This is a genomic window from Veillonella sp. T14073-2, assembly GCF_002959875.1.
GTDB lineage: Bacteria > Bacillota > Negativicutes > Veillonellales > Veillonellaceae > Veillonella > Veillonella infantium.
Genome location: NZ_PPDC01000006.1, coordinates 670,233 through 689,035, shown reverse-complemented (window position 1 = coordinate 689,035; position 18,803 = coordinate 670,233). Strand labels below are relative to the sequence as shown.

The window sequence follows — 18,803 nt, the reverse complement described above, 5'->3', positions numbered from 1 at the left end:
AGGTGACACCATGACAACTGTAAATGAAGAAGGCAAAGCTTTAGTAGAACAAAGCACTTTTAATAAAGGAAAAGCTTTAGCTGAATTTATGGAGTATATCCATACCTATTTAACAGATGATGAGTGTAACCAAGTATTAAAGGCTTTTGAGCTTGCAGATAAGGCTCACGAAGGTCAGCTTAGAGCTTCTGGTGAACCGTATATCATGCATCCACTAGCAGTAGCTGATATTTTGGCACACTTACAAATTGACCATATCACACTTATGGCAGCACTCATGCATGATGTGGTTGAGGATACATCATATTCAAAGGAAGACTTGGAGGAAATGTTTGGCTCTGAAGTAGCATTCCTTGTTGATGGTGTAACGAAATTAAACCAATTCCAATATGAAACAAAAGAAGATCGGCAAATGGAAAATTATCGGAAGATGATTTTAGCCATGGCGAAAGATGTGCGCGTCGTTGTTATTAAACTAGGTGATCGCCTACATAATATGCGTACCTTAAAGCATATGCGTAGCGACAAACAAAAGCGCATTGCCAAGGAAACATTAGAAATCTTTGCTCCTTTAGCACATCGCCTTGGTATCTTCAATGTGAAATGGGAGCTGGAAGATTTATCATTCCGGTATTTAGAACCAGAAAAATACTATGATCTTGTAGATCAAATGAAACAAAAACGCCAAGCTCGTGAAGACATTGTAAATGATACGATGAGTCAACTCACTAAGGCTTTAGGCGAAGCTCATATTAAGGCGGATATCAAAGGTCGTCCAAAACATTTCTACAGTATTTACAAGAAGATGAAAAAGGACAATCGCGATTTATCTCAAATCTATGACTTGCTTGCAGTTCGCGTTATCGTTGATACAATTCCTGATTGTTACGCGGTACTAGGCATTGCTCATAGTTTGTGGAAACCATTGCCATATCGTTTCAAAGATTATATTTCCATGCCGAAATCTAATATGTATCAATCGTTACATACTACGGTTATCGGTACCATGGGGCAACCTGTAGAAATTCAAATCCGTACATGGGAAATGCACCGCGTATCTGAATACGGTGTTGCAGCCCATTGGCGTTATAAAGAAGGCAATAAAAATGGCGATAAGGATTTCGACCAAAAGGTTGCGTGGTTGCGCCAAGTATTGGAATGGCAAGATACAAGTAATCCAACAGAGCTTGTAAACGCTTTAAAATTAGACGTATTCTCCGGTGAAGTATTCGTATTTACACCAAAAGGCGATGTTGTTAAATTGCCGATAGGTTCTGTTCCACTAGACTTTGCATATCGTGTTCATACCGATGTAGGGCATAGATGCGTAGGTGCCAAGGTAAATGGTAAAATTGTACCTCTTGATTACACCTTGCAAAATGGTGATATCGTAGATATCATTACATCTAAAACAGGTCGTCCGAGCCTTGATTGGCTTAATATCGTAGGTTCTTCTGAAAGTAAGAGTAAAATACGCAACTGGTTCAAGCGTGAAAATAAAGCTGAAAATATTGAAAAAGGCTTAGAAGCTCTTGAAAAAGAAGCAAAACGATTAAATTATAACTGGAAAGAATTGATTACCGACAATCGACTTCAACAGGTTACGAAACAGCTCAAAGCATGTACAGAAGAAGAAATGTTTGCCGCTTGCGGTTATGGTGGCATCCCTGTAAGCACTGTTCTATTGCGGTTAATTGAACTCTATAAAAAATCTAAAGAAGCAGAAGAGTCTAAACACAGCACTGAACAAATCATTGAGAAACTAAAAGCTCAAGGTCCGAAAACGACCAAGAATGATACAGGCGTTCTTGTAAAAGGCGAAGCTGGTGTTATGGTGCGTATGGCGAAATGCTGTAGCCCTGTACCTGGTGATGATATCATCGGTTATATCACGCGTGGTCGTGGGGTATCCATCCATCGCTCCGATTGTACGAGTCTAGGGCATACGCCAGAAGATTTAGAGCGTATGATTGAGGTCTCCTGGGATGGTTCCTCTGGTGAATCTTTCCACGTAGGCATCGATATCCAAGCTTATGATCGAAATGGTCTGTTGATGGAGGTTATGGCTGTACTTTCAGAATTGAAAATCACCATTACAAACATCAATGCTAAGGTTCAAGAAGATACTAAAACTGTAAGTATCAATGTAGTAGTTGATATTCGCGATATTTCACAATTAGATTTTGTAATGACTAAATTGCGTCGTATCCGTGAAGTGTATACGGTACAGCGTAGTAAAGGAGGGGCTTAATGAGTGAACAACAACTAGTGCTTATGCGTATGCCCTTGGGTCCACTAGGAACAAATTGCTATGTCATAGGCGATAAAGCAGTAGGAGAAGCGTTTATTATTGATCCTGCTACGGCGGAAGTATTAGAGTCTCTTAAGAAGCATGACTTAAAACCAAAGGCCATTTTGCTAACTCATGGTCACGGAGATCATATTGGTGGTGTTCAAGAGATTGTAGATACATATCAAGTACCTGTATATATTCATAAGGGCGATGTACCATATTTGGCTGATCCTGAGCTTAATCTCAGTACGTATAGCAATCCTACACCCATTAAGGTGAATGCTGATATCATCGAGGTTAAGCAAGGTGACCATATTACATGTGGCGCTATTGACCTTGAAGTACTTGAAACGCCAGGTCATACGCCAGGTGGGATATGTTATTATATGGAAGGCCTTGTCTTTGTAGGCGATACACTATTTAGAGATTCCGTGGGACGTACAGATTTTCCAAATGGCTCTTATGAGTCGTTAATGGAATCCATTAAAACGCAGCTCTATAAGTTGCCTGATAATACAATGGTGTATCCTGGTCATGGACCGGAAACCAAGATAGGTTATGAAAAACAATACAATCCATTCGTTGGAGCGTAGGTTTTATAAAATTTTGTAAGAAGTAAAGGGGATAGTTATCATGAATACAACATTAGAAAAATTAAAAGAACGCATTAAAGACAAAAAATACAAATTGACTACACAACGTCAAACAATTTTACAAGCCTTCATCGATGCTGATGAAAATCATTTAAGTGCAGAAGACGTATATGTACTTGTAAAAGAAGTGGCTCCTGATATCGGCTTGGCTACTATTTACAGAACACTTGATCTCTTCACTGAACTTGATTTGTTGAAACGTCTTGATTTCGGCGATGGTCGTAACCGTTACGAATTGAACGACGAAGAGTTTGCTCATTTTCACCATCATTTGATCTGCGTAAAATGTGGCAAAGTATCCGAGTTTGAAGATGATATGCTTGAAACACTAGAATCCATCATTGCTAAAAAATTGAACTTCCGCACTATCGACCATCAATTGAAAGTATATGGTTATTGCAGCGACTGCCAAAATCATATGTCTGAAGCAGAGCTTGAAAAATTAGAACGTATGGCTCATCACCATGCTTAATGGATATCTTTATACGGGACCATTACCACTTGGTTCTGTAGTGGCCCATAATTGTGGTGCTGCAGGCCTGTTTTCTGACAAGGTGTATCCAGATGTTATCCTTGAAGCTCACGAAGTTGATGGATTGTATACCTTAACAGTTACCATTGGTGAGACTGTTCAGACTTTTGAAGGCCCCGTTTCCTCTATGGGACGACGTCAAATAGGGCAAGCTTTGTTAAGCTATTTGCGTGAATATCAAGGCTTGCCAGTTGATGCACCATGGGGGACTATGGTTGGTGTACGCCCTACAAAGCTACTACATAAATATATAGATACATATGGATCAGTCCACACAGCAACTCGTCACATTAGGGACGAGTTTTCTGTGTCTATGGAAAAACTTGCCACTTTAGGCTCTATAGGTGAATACCAACGTCCATTTTTAGCTGATACAGACCATAAAAAGGTGAGTCTCTATTGTGGCATTCCTTTTTGTGACACCCGCTGTGTTTACTGCTCCTTTCCGTATGGACTCTATCAGGATTATGATGGTAAAAGCCAATTTTTAACTGCCTTAGGCCGGGACATAGAGGATATGAAAAGTATTGTTGAATCTTATGGCTTAACGGTAGATACCATCTATATGGGGGGCGGTACACCGACAGTGTTAGGGGACGAAGACTTTCACCAAGTTCTAAAACAGTTATCTATACTTGTGCCAGAAGGTCATGAATTTACTGTAGAGGCGGGGCGACCAGATTCTGTTAATCCTACAAAGTTACGATCTATGCTTAATTTAGGTGTCAATCGTATCAGTATTAACCCACAAACGATGCAAGATGATATTTTACGCAGCATAGGGCGTGGACATAGTGCACGTGATATTGATGAGTTGTTACAATATGTCAAACATAATACGTCGTTAGCGGTAAATATGGATTTTATTGCCGGTTTGCCAAATCAAACGATGCAAAACATGATAGAGAATATGGATTATGTATGTCAAAATTTGCCGGAAAATGTTACAATTCATACGTTAGCATTAAAACGTGGTAGCCCATTGTATGATTTAAATATGCAAGATGATATTCCAGAGGAACATCTCGTAGCAGAAATGGTACAATATGGTAAAGAGCGTCTAGAAGCGGCTGGCTATGTGCCATATTATCTATATCGCCAACAATATATGCGAGGGCAGTTAGAAAATATTGGCTACACCTTGCCAGGTAAAGCGTGCGCATATAATATTCAGATCATGGAAGAACGGCAAAGTATTCTTTCCATGGGGCCTGGTAGTTCATCTAAGTGGATGCGCGCCCCTGAATATCGGCAGTTGAAACAGCATATGCCAAAGGATGTAGATGTTTACCACGGAACGATAGATGCACTATTAGAGAAACGACATAGAATTTGTGAAAAATTTTGGGAGGTTGTGTAATGGCTATTAGAAAACCAAGAGGTACACAAGACTTTTTGCCAGAACAAATGATAAATTGGCACTATATTGAACAACGTATGCGCGAGATTTGCAAAGTATACGGGTTCAATGAAATTCGCACACCTGCCTTTGAAGATACTAAATTATTCTTGCGCGGCATCGGTGAAACTACAGATGTAGTACAAAAAGAGATGTACACCTTTACCACAGGTGATGAAGGTGGCTCTAGCTTCACGTTGCGCCCTGAAAATACAGCATCTGCTGTGCGCGCATACTTAGAAAACAAAGTATATGGCAAAGAAGGCCTTACAAAATGGTATTACATGGGGCCTATGTTCCGACATGATAAACCACAAGCAGGCCGTTACCGCCAATTCCACCAATTCGGGGCAGAGGTATTAGGCTCTCAATCTCCAGTGGTAGATAGCGAAGTTATCTGCATGGTAGTGCAATTGTTGAAAGACTTTGGCCTTAAAGATCTCAACGTAGAGGTGAACTCTGTAGGCTGCCCGACTTGTCGCCCTGTATACCGTGAAAAATTAATTGAATTCTTTGAACCTAAAAAAGAACAATTATGTAGCGATTGCCAAGAGCGTTTATACAAAAATCCATTGCGTATCTTGGACTGTAAAAATGAAACATGTAAATCTTTATCCGTAGGTGCTCCTGAAATTCACGAACATTTATGTGAAGAGTGTCATGATCATTTTGAGGAATTGAAGACCTATTTAACGGCTGCTAATGTGCAATATACATTGAATCCTCGTCTCGTACGTGGTCTTGATTATTACACTAAAACAGCCTTCGAAGTTCAATACACTCCATTAGGCGCACAAAGTGCCGTAGCCGGTGGTGGCCGTTACGATGGCCTCGTAGAGGAACTCGATGGTCCTCATACGCCTGCCATTGGTTTTGCTATGGGCATGGAGCGCTTGCTCTTGGCGCTTGAAAAACAAAACTTATTGCCTGAACCTGCTGTAGAACCATCTGCTTTCGTCGTAGCTCTAGGTGATGCGGCTAAGGTGGAAGCTTTCAAAATTTGCCAAGCATTACATGATGCGTATGTAACCGTTGAAATGGACGGACAGGGCAAGAGTATGAAGGCACAATTAAAATATGCTAACAAAATTAATGCAAAATATGTTATCATATTGGGTGATGATGAATTGGCTCGTGGGGAAGCCATAATCCGATTCATGGAAACTAGTGAACAAGAAATTGTACCACTCGATACAGTTTCTGAACGTATAACTTCTTTGGTGAAAGGATGACAATTAGAATGGAAACAATGCAAGGCTTACACCGTACGCACGGTTGTGGCACCATCTCTGAACAAGAGGTAGGTAAAGAGGTCGTATTATGTGGTTGGGTTGAACGCCGTCGTGACCATGGTGGTTTGATTTTCTTGGATTTACGTGATCGTTCTGGTGTAGTACAAGTAGTGGCATCTCCAGATCATAACGTGGAATCTTTCCACAAAGCAGAGGATGTTCGTAACGAATATGTACTTTGTGTACGTGGTAAAATTACAAAACGTGATGAAGCTGCTATCAATCCAAATCTTCCAACTGGTGCATATGAAATGTACTGTGAAGAGTTGCGCGTATTGAACTCCGCTAAAACACCTCCATTCTATATCCAAGATGATATCGATGTAGATGAAAATATTCGTTTAAAATATCGTTACCTTGACTTACGTCGTCCAGAAATGCAACGTAACTTGATTTTACGCCACAAAGTAACGAAAGCAATGCGCGACTTCTTCGATAGCCGCGATTTCTTGGAAATTGAAACTCCAATGCTTACTAAATCTACACCAGAAGGCGCTCGTGACTATCTAGTACCTTCTCGTGTAAATGCTGGTACATTCTATGCATTGCCACAATCTCCACAAATTTTCAAACAAATCTTGATGGTAGCTGGTTATGAAAAATATTTCCAAATCGTTCGTTGCTTCCGCGATGAAGATTTGCGTGCAGACCGTCAACCAGAGTTCACTCAGCTCGACTTGGAAATGTCCTTCGTAGATGAAGAAGACATTTATTCTATGCTTGAAGAAATGGTTGCTCATGTATTTAAAACTACATTGGGCAAAGAAATCACATTGCCTATGCCTCGCATTACATGGGATGAAGCAATGGATAAATATGGTTCTGATAAACCAGACCTTCGTTTCGATATGGCCTTTACTGATGTAACTGATCTTGTAAAAGATACAGAATTTAAAGTATTCCGTTCTGTTATCGACAATGGTGGCGTAGTTAAAGGTATCGTAGTACCTGGTGATGCTGGTATTCCTCGTCGTGAACTTGATGACCTTGTTGAATATGTAAACCGTTATGGTGCAAAAGGTCTTGCATGGGCTTGCTTCAACGAAGATGGTTCTATCAAGTCTCAAATCATGAAGTTCTTAGGTGAAGATACAATCCGCAACATCGGTGAAAAAATGGGCGCTAAAGGTGGCGACCTCGTATTGATGATTGCTGATAAACCAGCAACTGTAGCACGTGCATTGGGCGAATTGCGCCTTGAAATGGCACGTCGTATGAACATGATTGATCCAGATAAATTGGCATTCACATGGGTAACTGATTTCCCTATGTTCGAATATAACGAAGATGAAAAACGTTATGTTGCAATGCATCATCCGTTCACAATGCCTCGTCATGAAGACCTTGATAAATTGGAATCCGATCCTGGCAGCGTAAAAGCAATCGCTTATGATATGGTATTGAACGGTGTTGAAATCGGTGGCGGTTCCTTGCGTATTTACCAATCTGATGTACAAGAAAAAGTATTCAAAGCTATTGGCTTGTCTGAAGAAGAAGCAAAATCCAAATTCGGCTTCATGCTTGATGCATTCCAATATGGTGCACCTCCTCATGCAGGCTGTGCATTCGGCCTTGATCGTCTTGTTATGTTGATGGCAAAACGTCAATCTATCCGCGACGTAATCGCATTCCCTAAAACTCAATCTGCTTCTGATGTTATGAGCCAAGCGCCATCTGAAGTAGAACCTAAACAATTAAAAGAGTTGCATATTAAACCAGATATTGAGGAAGAAGAAGAGCAATCTTTGGTGTAAAAACATAGGCAAGAATTGATTAAAATTCAAATGTCAAGACTTGTTTATTACGAATCTTTCTGATACTATTTATGTATAAGATATCCCTGCCATGTGCGTGTGATATCGCAGTTTTGAGCCAACACATTTACTTCGGGAGTCCGAACTCTCGTCTGAACGTTATGCCCTTATGGGACAACTGCAGGATGAGGAGGACACCCACCTGCCCTAAGCAGGATCAAAACGCGGTACATTACGGCATGGTGGGGCTTTTTTGCGTGTAAAAATGGCATATAATGTCATATACTATATATGGAAATACAATAAGGTATATCGATGTATGATGCTTGTCATAGGTATTCATATTTGAGAGCAATACAGTTTGATGGTCTAACATATCTGATTTCTAAAATGAGAACATCAATGGTTTAGAAATGTGGATATTAATAGTTTAGATACTGTGAATTGAGGTGATAGAATGGATAGTTTGTTTGATTTAGAGCCTACAAATGCATATGAGCCACTTCCTGTGCGTATGCGCCCTACCAAGTTGGATCATTTATACGGTCAAGAGAAGGCCGTAGGGAAGGGGACCTTCTTACGTGCTATGGTAGAAAAGGATACCATACCATCTATGCTTTTTTATGGGCCTTGTGGAACCGGGAAAACTACACTAGCAGGTATCATTGCGAAGGTAAGTAATAGTCATTTTGTAAATTTAAATGCTACCAATGCTGGTATAGGTGAGTTGCGTAACATCATAGAGGATGCTCGTAAGCGCGTACGGTCATTACAACAAAGAACTATATTATTCCTCGATGAAATCCACCGTTTCAATAAAAGCCAACAGGATGTGTTATTACCTTGTGTAGAAGATGGTACGATTATCCTCATTGGTGCCACTACAGAAAATCCGTTTTTTGAGGTTAATAGACCACTTTTATCCCGTTTGCGACTCATAACATTGGAGGCTTTGACACCAAAGGCGATTGGTCAAATTTTGCGTCGTGCTATTACAGATGAAGAGGTAGGTCTTGGTAAACGCCGTTTACAAGTAACCGATGAAGTGCTAGAGGATGTAGGAATTTTCGTTAATGGCGACGGTCGTATGGCTTTGAATATTTTAGAACAGGCTGCAGCTATGGTACAGGATGAAGGGACTATAACCATAGAGGTTCTTGAAAAAGTTGTGGGACGTCGAATTTACACATATGATAAAAAAGGCGACAGCCACTACGATACAATCTCTGCTTTTATTAAAAGTATGCGTGGCTCTGATGTACAAGCGACTGTGCATTATTTGGCACGTATGATTGAAGCAGGAGAGGATCCTAATTTTATTGCTCGTCGTATCGTAATATGTGCAGCTGAGGATGTAGGCCTTGCAGATCCGCAAGCTTTGATTCTAGCCAATGCAGCGGCTCAAGCAGCTCATATGGTAGGATTTCCAGAGGCTCGCATCATATTGTCTGAGGCGGCTTGTTATGTAGCATTAGCACCGAAAAGTAATTCGGCTTATTTGGCTATCGATGCAGCAATTGCCGATGTGCGCCACAAGGATTGTGGACAGGTGCCAGATCATTTAAAAGATAGTCATTATAGTGGGGCTAGCAAGCTAGGTCATGGGAACACCTATAAGTATGCCCACAACTATCCAAATGGCTATGTAAAACAGCAGTATCTACCAACACCTCTTATGGATGCTTCGTACTACAATGGTATTAAAAGAGGTAAGGAAGAACAGTTACTTTGTGACTGGGAGAAACGGCGTAAAAGCTAACTAAATACTTCGATATATGCTATAATATAATGATAAGTTAATTTACAGTAGTGTTATATAAGTAAGGGGTTTGTATAGATTTATGGCAGAAGAAAAAACTTCCACCAAAAAACGCAATACACGACGAAAGCGAACAAGTACAAAACAGCAAACTAAGTCTCAAGGGTTTTCCTTGCGCAGCGAAGTTAAAGGCTTAATTGTAATTGCCTTTGCAGTTATTTCCTTGCTCGGATTCTTTGGGTTTGAACTCGGTCTTGTAGGACAGATTTTAACAGGTATATTCCGTTATGGTTTTGGCCTAGGCGGTATTATTCCTTGCCTTGGTGTGTTCTGGATTGGCTGGCGATTATTGTATAAAGGAACATTTATTTCCCTTACTAAACGGGGCGTTGTAATGACTTTGTTCTTCCTGTTCTTGCTAGCCCTTGTTCCATTGTGGCGCGTTCCTGAGGGGCAGGAACTAATCACCACACAATTGGCTAATCAAGGCGGTGTTGTAGGTGGAGCTATCGCTACATTCCTTCGTACACTGTTAGGTGAGCTAGGGGCCATCATTTTAGATGTGTTCTTATTATTAGCCTTTGGTATTCTAATTACGCGTTTATCTTTGCGTAGTGGCTTGCAAAAGGCAGCGGATAAAACACAAGTAGGCTTAGATGTAGCTAAAGAAGTGGCTGCTGAGAAGGTGGCTGTAGCTAAAGAGGTCTTTGAAGATTGGAATGAACAACGTAAAGAAGCTGCAGAACAACGTAAAGCGTATAACAGGGAAAAGGATACACGCTTTGCTGATGCTGCAGACCAAGCGTTAGATACACTTGAAAAACGAGGTATCACTACCGATCGAGATAACTTTGAAACGAGTGCGGTTGTAGATAATGAACCTATGGTGGATACAGTAACGACTGTAGAATCTCCAAAGGCTCCTACATCTTGGAAAGAATTAGCTGAAATAGAAGCGCGTAACCGTGCAGCAGAACAATTGGCGAATATTTCTGAAGATGCTGGTGATGCGAAGTCTTATGATGCAGATGATTTTGATCAATTCTCTGATGCTAGTAGATCTACAGGTGATGACTATGTATATACTCCAGATGAGGATTATACATATACTCCAGACGAAGGATATACAGATGAATCTGAATCAGTAGAGAATAACCATGAGGAACAACCAGAGTTTACATATCAAAATACAACAATTGGTCCATTGGAAACTAATCACGCTGCCATAGCTTCTGCTGTACCTGGTACAGGTGCTGCAGCAAGTTCTGTAAGTGCTGGTGCCGGTATGTCTGGTATGAGTTTACAAGTACCATCTACTATTAGTACTACAGAAGATACAGCACAAGTAGCAGTATCTAAAGATGGTCAAATTCATCGTACCTATGATAGACCTTATCATTTCCCAAGCCTTGATATTTTGGCGAAAGGGAAGGGGAGTCAAAGCAATGGTGAAGAAGTAGCGCAAAATGCAATGATGCTTGAAAATGTATTGAGTAACTTTGGTATTACTGCTAAGGTGGTTAATGCTACACAAGGTCCAACTGTTACACGCTACGAAATTGAACCTGCGCCTGGTGTAAAGGTTAGCCGTATCGTCAATTTAACTGATGATATTGCCTTAAACTTAGCGGCTCAACATATTCGGATGGAGGCTCCAATCCCTGGTAAATCCGCCATCGGTATCGAGGTACCTAATAAGACAACAGAGGCCGTTCATTTGCGTGATGTTCTTGATTGTAGTGACTTCAAGGACGCTCGTGGGGGTATTCCGGTAGGTCTTGGCAAGGATATTGCAGGTAAGCCTGTGATTACTGACCTTGCGAAGATGCCTCACTTGCTTGTAGCAGGTACGACTGGTTCTGGTAAATCTGTATGTGTAAATACATTGATTTCCAGTATTCTCTTTAGTCGTAAGCCAGAAGAGGTTAAGCTTTTATTAATCGACCCTAAGATGGTTGAACTATCTATTTATAACGGTATTCCTCATTTGATGGCACCAGTTGTAACAGATATGAAAAAAGCAGCCGCTGTATTGCGTTGGGCCGTTCGTGAAATGGAGGCTCGATATAAAGCCTTTGCCGCATCTGGTAAACGGGATATTAAGAGTTATAACGAAGCACACCCTAAGGCGGCTATGCCTTTGATTGTATTAATTATCGATGAGTTAGCTGACCTTATGATGACGGCTCCTGATGATATTGAAGAATCTATTAGTCGCTTAGCACAAATGGCGCGTGCTGCAGGTATTCACATGGTACTTGCTACGCAACGTCCTTCTGTCAACGTTATTACAGGCTCTATTAAGGCTAATGTACCTAGTCGTATTTCCTTTGCAGTAGGTTCTCAAATTGACTCCCGTACTATTCTCGATATGGCAGGTGCTGAGAAACTGCTTGGTAAAGGGGATATGCTGTTTGCTCCAATTGGGGCGAATAAACCAATTCGTGTACAAGGTGCGTTTATCTCTGATGATGAGGTAGAACATCTTGTGGAATTTGTAAAAGCTCAACGTGAACCAGAATATGACGATACTGTTACACAAGAGGCTGAAAAGGAAACCGAAAAAGAATCATCAGAAGAAAATGATATCTACCGCGATGAATTATTAGAACGTGCTGTTAATCTCGTTATGGAGTCTGGTCAAGCTTCTGTGTCTATGTTACAGCGTCGATTCCGCATTGGGTATACTCGTGCGGCTCGCCTTGTTGATACGATGGAAGATCTTAAAATTGTTGGTCCTAGTATGGGCAGTAAGGCTCGAGAAATTTTGATGAGCCCTGAACAAGCTAAGGCGCGATATTTCTCAGACTCTAATGATGAGCAATAATTAAATGATTACGATATGAGTATTATGTAGATTAAGAGAGGAACGAAAATGGCTGAATTAGGCGAAGAATTACGACGTGAACGAGTAAGACGTAATTTAACCTTTAAAGATGTGGAGCAAGTACTGCACATTAAAACAACCTATTTGGAAGCTATCGAAGATGGTAAGTATGACATCATTCCTGGTCAGGTCTACGTAAAAGGCTTTATTCGTAATTACGGTAATTATTTAGATCTTGATGGTGATCGCTTGGTAAAAGCCTACCAAAGTCAAGTAGGTGATATAGATACGTTTTCTTTGCGTTCTGTGACGCGTCAGAAGGCACAAGCTGCGCCAAATTTGGTGCAAAGTGAATTCGTTGAATACCAAACATCCAAAAAGCGTATGTCCTTAGAAACGCGTCAACGTAAACGTCAACGTTCTATCGTACAAGAACGCATTATTTTAGGGATTATTTTATTCTGTATGGCATTATTTTTACTATGGTTATTCCTTTTCTAATAAAAGGAAAGAAAGGCATTTATTCAATTAATGGATAGATTTTTAGTAACAGAACCTTCGGATATGAAGAAACGTGGTTGGGCCGAATTAGATTTTGTCCTCATTAGTGGGGACGCCTATGTGGACCATCCTTCCTTTGCACCTGCAGTTATCGGCAGATACTTAGAATCCAAAGGGTATCGTGTAGGTATTATAGATCAACCAGATTGGAATGATGTAGAGGCTTTCAAAAAACTTGGTAAACCGCGTCTAGCATCCCTTGTTACGGCAGGGAATCTAGACTCAATGCTCAATAAATTTACGGCGGCTAAGAAAATTCGTCGACAAGATGACTATTCTCCAGGTGGAGAAGCGGGCCATCGCCCAGATCGAGCTACCTTGGTATATGCGAATCGTATGAAGGAGGCTTACAGTGATGTGCCTCTTATTATCGGTGGCATAGAGGCGTCCTTACGCCGATTTGGTCATTATGATTATTGGTCAGATACTGTGCGTCGTTCTATTTTAGTTGATTCAAAGGCGGATGTACTCATTTATGGTATGGGTGAACTTCAAATTGTAGAATTAGCTGATGCGTTAGATCAAGGTAGATTTAAAGAGTCCTTGCCATTTATTCGTGGTATTTGTTATATGGCCAAGGAAATCCCTACCATAGACTATGTTGAGTGTCCATCTTTTGAGGAAATTAAAGCGGATAAGATGGCTTTTGCCGATGCATTCCGTATGCAGTATGATGAACAAGATCCTTTCTATGGTCGTATAGTAGTACAAAAACATGGGGATAGATATCTTGTTCAAAACACACCTGCATTGCCACTTACGCAGGAGGAAATGGATGGCGTATATAATTTGCCGTATACTCGCAAGTGGCATCCTAAATATGATGATAAGGGTGGCGTACCAGCATTAAGCGAAGTACAGTTTAGCCTTGTAAGTCAACGGGGATGCTTTGGTAGCTGTTCATTCTGTGCAATAACAAATCATCAAGGTCGTATCATCCAAAATCGTAGTCATGAGTCTTTACTTGATGAAGCTCAAACTATGATTAATATGGATAACTTTAAAGGATATATTCATGATGTTGGAGGCCCTACGGCGAACTTCCGTCATTTAGCTTGTGACAAACAAGCTGTATATGGTGCTTGTAAAGGTCGTACTTGTGCGGCTCCAGAGCCTTGTGAAAATCTAAATACAAACCATGATGACTATATTGCTATACTCCGTAAATTACGTAAGCTAAAAGGCGTAAAAAAAGTATTTGTTCGTTCTGGCTTGCGTTATGACTATGTTCTAGCGGATAACAATAAAGATTTTGTCCGCGAGCTTTGTGAATTTCATGTAAGTGGACAACTAAAAGTAGCGCCAGAACATGTTTCTAAACGCGTTACCAATATGATGGGCAAAGCTGGTAAGGAAGAGTTCCTCACCTTCAAATCTTGGTTTGAGGAGGCCAATAAAAAGCTTGGTAAAAAGCAATATTTAGTACCATATTTTATGAGCTCTCATCCAGGTTGTGCCTTGGAAGATGCTATTGAATTAGCCGAGTTCTTACGTGATCAACATATGTATCCAGAACAAGTGCAAGACTTTATTCCTACGCCGGGGAGCTTATCGACATGCATGTACTATACGGGCATTAACCCACTGGATGGAAAACCTGTATATGTTGCAAAAAAAGGTAGAGATAAAGCTAAGCAGCGGGCTTTAATGCAATATAAAAATATTGAAAATTATGACCTTGTAAAAGAGGCGCTCATTGAGGCTAATCGACGTGACTTAATAGGATTTGGACCTGAATGTTTGATTCCACCACGCCCAATTGGTCGGACTAATCGTCCTAGTCAATCTAGTGGTTCTCGTAATAGTGGGAAGAATAATGATCGTCGCAACGGATGTCAGTCTAGTGAGAGAAGTAATAAGGGTAGACCCTCTCGTAATGGCATGACCAAAAGTCGCCCATCTAATAGTAATCGAGGACGTGGTAGTCGTTAATAATGGAGAATAGCTTTGTCTATTCTGGTTTGGGAATACTTTATGTCTTATAGGAGGCATATATGAAACGGTGGATTGCTCCGGGCATTTTAGCCCTATTTGTTATAGGAATGTTAACCTATGGTGTAAACTTTTATCATCAGGAACAGTTAGAACATGAAAAAGAACCTGTTCGTGGTGAGATTACAGTTTATACAGACTTGCCGAACAATATAACTACATTGCTTGCCGATCGATATGAAGAGGAGAAAAATATAAAAGTTACAGTTATGCCTCTTACAGAAGAGCAAATGACCCAACGGTCGGCTTCAAATGTAGCTGATACATCTGGTGATCTGGTACTTACCTCTGAAGATAATCTCGTTGTTGGGGCAAATGTAGGGAAATATGCACCTATCGTTAATGAGAGAATTGACGAAGTACGTGATAATCTAAAAGATATAAATGGGTATTGGGTAGGTCTTTGGTATGATCCTATTGTATTTGTTCAAAATGACACCTTCTACAATGGGATAGGTAAATATATTACTACTTGGGATACATTGGGAAAACAAGGCGATTGGTCTATTGTGATGACCGATTTTGTAGCATCCCAAAATGCAGCTAATTTGTTATATAACATGGTGGAATATAGAGGCGAGCCTGAGGCACTGAACTATTTATATAGCTTAAAGCCACATATAATACAACATGCCAAGTTCTTGTCTACTCCAGTTCGCTTAACTGCATTAGGAGAGTCTAATATCGGCATTGGTAATTTGTCTGATGCGGCCCAATACACTCGTCATGGATATCCGATTAAGGTTATATACCCAACAGATGGAACATCTTATTATGTAACTGGCGCTGCTGTATTAAAAAATTCAAAGCATAAAGCAGATAGCGTTGAATTTATTAATTGGTTGTTATCTACAAAGACTGCAAAATATATGGTTGAAAATAATTTCACCTATATATTTACGAATCCAGAAATGGATGAGCCAAAAGACTCATTGGGGCACGAGTTAATTTTATGGCCTGTTAATGGTGGTTACACTATAGATGGTAAAAAATTATTGTTAAATCACTGGGTTAGCCAAGTGCGTTTCCGTAAGGAGTAACTCAGTTATATAGATCCTATTACAGGAAGTAAATTGAGAAATAAACTAGTTATGAAAGGATATAGAATGGGTAAGAAATTAGGGTATGTTAGCCTAGGTTGTGCTAAAAACTTAGTAGATACAGAGGTAATGTTAGGCTTATTGAAAGATAATGGCTATACGATTACAGAGGACCTAAGCGAAGCAGATCTTATCGTTGTAAATACCTGTACCTTTATTGAGAAAGCAAAAGCCGAGTCTATTAATACTATTCTTGAGGTAGCTCAATATAAAGAGGATGGTAAATGTAAAGGTCTTATTGTAGCAGGTTGCTTAAGCCAACAATATCAAGATGAATTATTCCAAGAAATTCCTGAAATTGATGCTTTAATCGGTACAGGTGCATGGGACCAGATTATGGTAGCCGTTGATGCTATTGAGCATGGCAATCGCAGTTGTATCATGGAAAATATTACAAATATTTATGATGAGCGTATGCCGCGTATTCAAACAACGCCTCGGTACAGTGCATATGTAAAAATTGCGGAAGGCTGTAACAATGGTTGTACTTTCTGTATTATTCCAAAAGTGCGTGGTGCATTCCGCAGTCGTACTATCGAGTCTATTAAGGCCGAAGTAGAACGATTGGCTGCATCCGGTGTTAAAGAGATCGTTCTTATCGCTCAAGATACGACTAGCTATGGTATTGACCTCAACGATGGTAAACCATTGTTGACTACGTTGTTAAAAGAATTAACTACCGTAGAAGGCATCGAATGGATTCGTATGCTTTACTTATATCCAACATTCTTCTCTGATGAATTGTTAGATATTATCGTTAATGAGCCAAAACTTTGCAAATATGTAGATATTCCGTTGCAGCATGTTAATAACGATATTTTGAAGCAAATGAATCGTCGCGATGATCGTAGTGATATTGAGCGTTTGCTTAAGAAGATTAGAAATGCACCGACCCATATTACATTGCGCACATCTATTATCGTTGGTTTCCCTGGTGAAACAGACGAGCAATTTGAGGAACTTTGTGACTTTGTAAAAGAAATAAAATTCGATAATATGGGCGTATTTACTTACTCTCAAGAGGAAGGTACACCAGCTGGTGCCCGTGAAGATCAAGTGCCAGAAGAGGTGAAAGAAGAACGTTATCATATTCTCATGTCCATTCAAGCAGCTATTTCTGAAGAGAATAATCGCGATTTAGAAGGTACTGTTGACTATGCAATGGTGGAAGAAATCGAGGACGGCGAGAATGGTACATTATTAGCTAAAGGACGCTTGAAATCTCAAGCACCTGATGTAGACGGAAATATGTACATTGAGGACTGCGGTGAAGAGGTTCAACCTGGTGATATTCTTAAGGTACAGGTAGAGCAAGGCTTTGCTTACGATCTAGTAGCTACGGTTGTAGAATAAAACACAGCTCGATTCTTTCGATTGTGGAGGTGATCTGATGATTGTAGAACTTATTTCTACAGGTTCAGAGTTATTGCTAGGCGATACAGTGAATACAAATGTATCTTGGCTAGCACAAGAATTAAATAAATTAGGCTATACTATTGCTCATCAATCTGTAGTGGGGGATAATCCTAAACGCATGGCAGAGGTCTTTCAATTAGCTAGCACTAGAGCGGACATCGTTATTAGTACTGGCGGATTAGGACCAACGCAAGGAGATATTACACGAAATGTATTAGCCGATTCTATTGGACGACCTATTGTATTTAATCAAGAGGCTATGGATGAGGTTAAAAAATTCTTTGACCGTGTAAAACGTACCGTGCCCGATGCAAGTCGTCGAGAAGCTGAGTTGCCTGAAGGCGCAAACGTATTACATAATCCGGTAGGCGTGGCACCTGGTGTTGTAGTGGAAGATGGCGATACTACATACATACTATTGCCAGGGCCTCCTGGTGAGATGAAGGGTATGTTCCACGATAGTGTAGTGCCTTATTTAATGAATCGATTTGGTTCGCAAGGTGTTGTTACCTCTTATCGCTATGGTGTATATGATATTCGTGAAATTGATTTAGAAAATACCTTAATGGATCTCATTAAGAACCAATCGAATCCAACCATTGCGTTACTCATTAAGAAGGGGTACATAGAGGTTCGTATTACTGCTAAGGCAGATACTTTAGAGGTGGCACAAAAGCTTCTCAATCCTTGGGATGCTATCATTCGAGAACGATTAGGCTCTCGTGTAGGCCGTGACTTGACTGTTTCTATGGAGGAAACACTTGGACATGTATTGCTTGAAGAACATAGCACTATTAGTACTGCTGAATCCTGTACTTCCGGTTTGGTTGGTAAATTACTAACTAATGTGAGTGGCAGTAGCGAGTACTACATGGGTGGTGTTATCTCCTATAGCAATGACGTAAAACATCGTGTGTTAGGTGTACCTCAAGATATGCTAGATACGTATGGGGCTGTTAGTGAGCAAGTTGCTAAGGCTATGGCAGAAGGAGCTCGAACTGTAGGACAAACGACCTATGCTGTGTCTACGACGGGCATAGCAGGACCTGGCGGCGGAAGCCCTGAAAAGCCAGTTGGTCTTGTGTGGTTCGGTGTAACTGGACCTCATGGGACAGTAGCTCACAAGGCTAATTTAATTGGTAATCGTGAAGATATTAGACAAAGTGCAGCAGAATTAGCACTTTACTATGTGTATACTTATATAACAGAAAAGGGGAAATAAAAT

13 protein-coding genes and 1 other RNA gene are annotated in these 18,803 nt (G+C 40.4%); all 14 read left to right on the top strand.

The features are described from left to right. Nucleotides 1-10 precede the first annotated feature (10 nt). The 14 genes from VCHSUH04_RS06775 (at nucleotide 11) to VCHSUH04_RS06710 (ending at nucleotide 18,800) form a co-directional block, all read left to right on the top strand. On the top strand, nucleotides 11-2,251 hold the full coding sequence (locus VCHSUH04_RS06775) for a bifunctional (p)ppGpp synthetase/guanosine-3',5'-bis(diphosphate) 3'-pyrophosphohydrolase (protein ID WP_105085888.1): 2,241 nt from the start codon (nucleotides 11-13) through the stop codon (nucleotides 2,249-2,251). After that, entirely contained in the window at nucleotides 2,251-2,886 is a 636-nt protein-coding gene (locus VCHSUH04_RS06770; RefSeq protein WP_105085887.1) for an MBL fold metallo-hydrolase, read from the top strand. Before VCHSUH04_RS06775 ends, VCHSUH04_RS06770 begins: the two co-directional genes overlap by 1 nt. A 40-nt stretch (nucleotides 2,887-2,926) precedes the next feature. Continuing rightward, nucleotides 2,927-3,418 carry a Fur family transcriptional regulator gene (locus tag VCHSUH04_RS06765; protein WP_105085886.1) on the top strand — a complete coding sequence of 164 codons (492 nt, stop codon included), beginning with the start codon at nucleotides 2,927-2,929 and terminating at the stop codon, nucleotides 3,416-3,418. Beyond that, nucleotides 3,411-4,838, top strand: a complete 1,428-nt coding sequence (gene hemZ, locus VCHSUH04_RS06760) for a coproporphyrinogen dehydrogenase HemZ (RefSeq protein ID WP_105085885.1) — start codon at nucleotides 3,411-3,413, stop codon at nucleotides 4,836-4,838. Before VCHSUH04_RS06765 ends, hemZ begins: the two co-directional genes overlap by 8 nt. Next, on the top strand, nucleotides 4,838-6,109 hold the full coding sequence (gene hisS / locus VCHSUH04_RS06755; RefSeq protein ID WP_105085884.1) for a histidine--tRNA ligase: 1,272 nt from the start codon (nucleotides 4,838-4,840) through the stop codon (nucleotides 6,107-6,109). The genes hemZ and hisS overlap by 1 nt, the downstream gene beginning before the upstream one ends. 8 nt (nucleotides 6,110-6,117) lie before the next feature. Next, a complete protein-coding gene (aspS, locus tag VCHSUH04_RS06750; RefSeq protein ID WP_024065547.1) occupies nucleotides 6,118-7,923 on the top strand; it encodes an aspartate--tRNA ligase in 1,806 nt (601 codons plus the stop codon). Between the two features lie 80 nt (nucleotides 7,924-8,003). Next, nucleotides 8,004-8,176, top strand: a non-coding RNA gene (gene ssrS, locus VCHSUH04_RS06745) — 6S RNA. 204 nt (nucleotides 8,177-8,380) lie between these two features. Further along, a complete protein-coding gene (locus VCHSUH04_RS06740; protein ID WP_105085883.1) occupies nucleotides 8,381-9,682 on the top strand; it encodes a replication-associated recombination protein A in 1,302 nt (433 codons plus the stop codon). 82 nt (nucleotides 9,683-9,764) lie between these two features. Further along, on the top strand, nucleotides 9,765-12,509 hold the full coding sequence (locus tag VCHSUH04_RS06735) for a DNA translocase FtsK (RefSeq protein ID WP_105085882.1): 2,745 nt from the start codon (nucleotides 9,765-9,767) through the stop codon (nucleotides 12,507-12,509). A 48-nt stretch (nucleotides 12,510-12,557) separates the two neighbouring features. Then, the gene (locus VCHSUH04_RS06730) at nucleotides 12,558-13,010 is read left to right on the top strand and encodes a helix-turn-helix transcriptional regulator (RefSeq protein ID WP_005386075.1); all 453 of its coding nucleotides are present in this window, start codon (nucleotides 12,558-12,560) and stop codon (nucleotides 13,008-13,010) included. Between the two features lie 30 nt (nucleotides 13,011-13,040). Next, a complete protein-coding gene (locus tag VCHSUH04_RS06725; RefSeq protein WP_105085881.1) occupies nucleotides 13,041-15,002 on the top strand; it encodes a YgiQ family radical SAM protein in 1,962 nt (653 codons plus the stop codon). 62 nt (nucleotides 15,003-15,064) lie between these two features. Continuing rightward, nucleotides 15,065-16,102: an ABC transporter substrate-binding protein gene (locus VCHSUH04_RS06720; RefSeq protein WP_105085880.1), complete on the top strand. Its 1,038-nt coding sequence runs from the start codon at nucleotides 15,065-15,067 to the stop codon at nucleotides 16,100-16,102. 66 nt (nucleotides 16,103-16,168) lie between these two features. Further along, nucleotides 16,169-17,515 carry a 30S ribosomal protein S12 methylthiotransferase RimO gene (gene rimO, locus VCHSUH04_RS06715; RefSeq protein ID WP_105085879.1) on the top strand — a complete coding sequence of 449 codons (1,347 nt, stop codon included), beginning with the start codon at nucleotides 16,169-16,171 and terminating at the stop codon, nucleotides 17,513-17,515. Nucleotides 17,516-17,552: 37 nt separating this feature from the next. Next, on the top strand, nucleotides 17,553-18,800 hold the full coding sequence (locus VCHSUH04_RS06710) for a competence/damage-inducible protein A (RefSeq protein ID WP_105085878.1): 1,248 nt from the start codon (nucleotides 17,553-17,555) through the stop codon (nucleotides 18,798-18,800). Nucleotides 18,801-18,803: the final 3 nt, after the last annotated feature.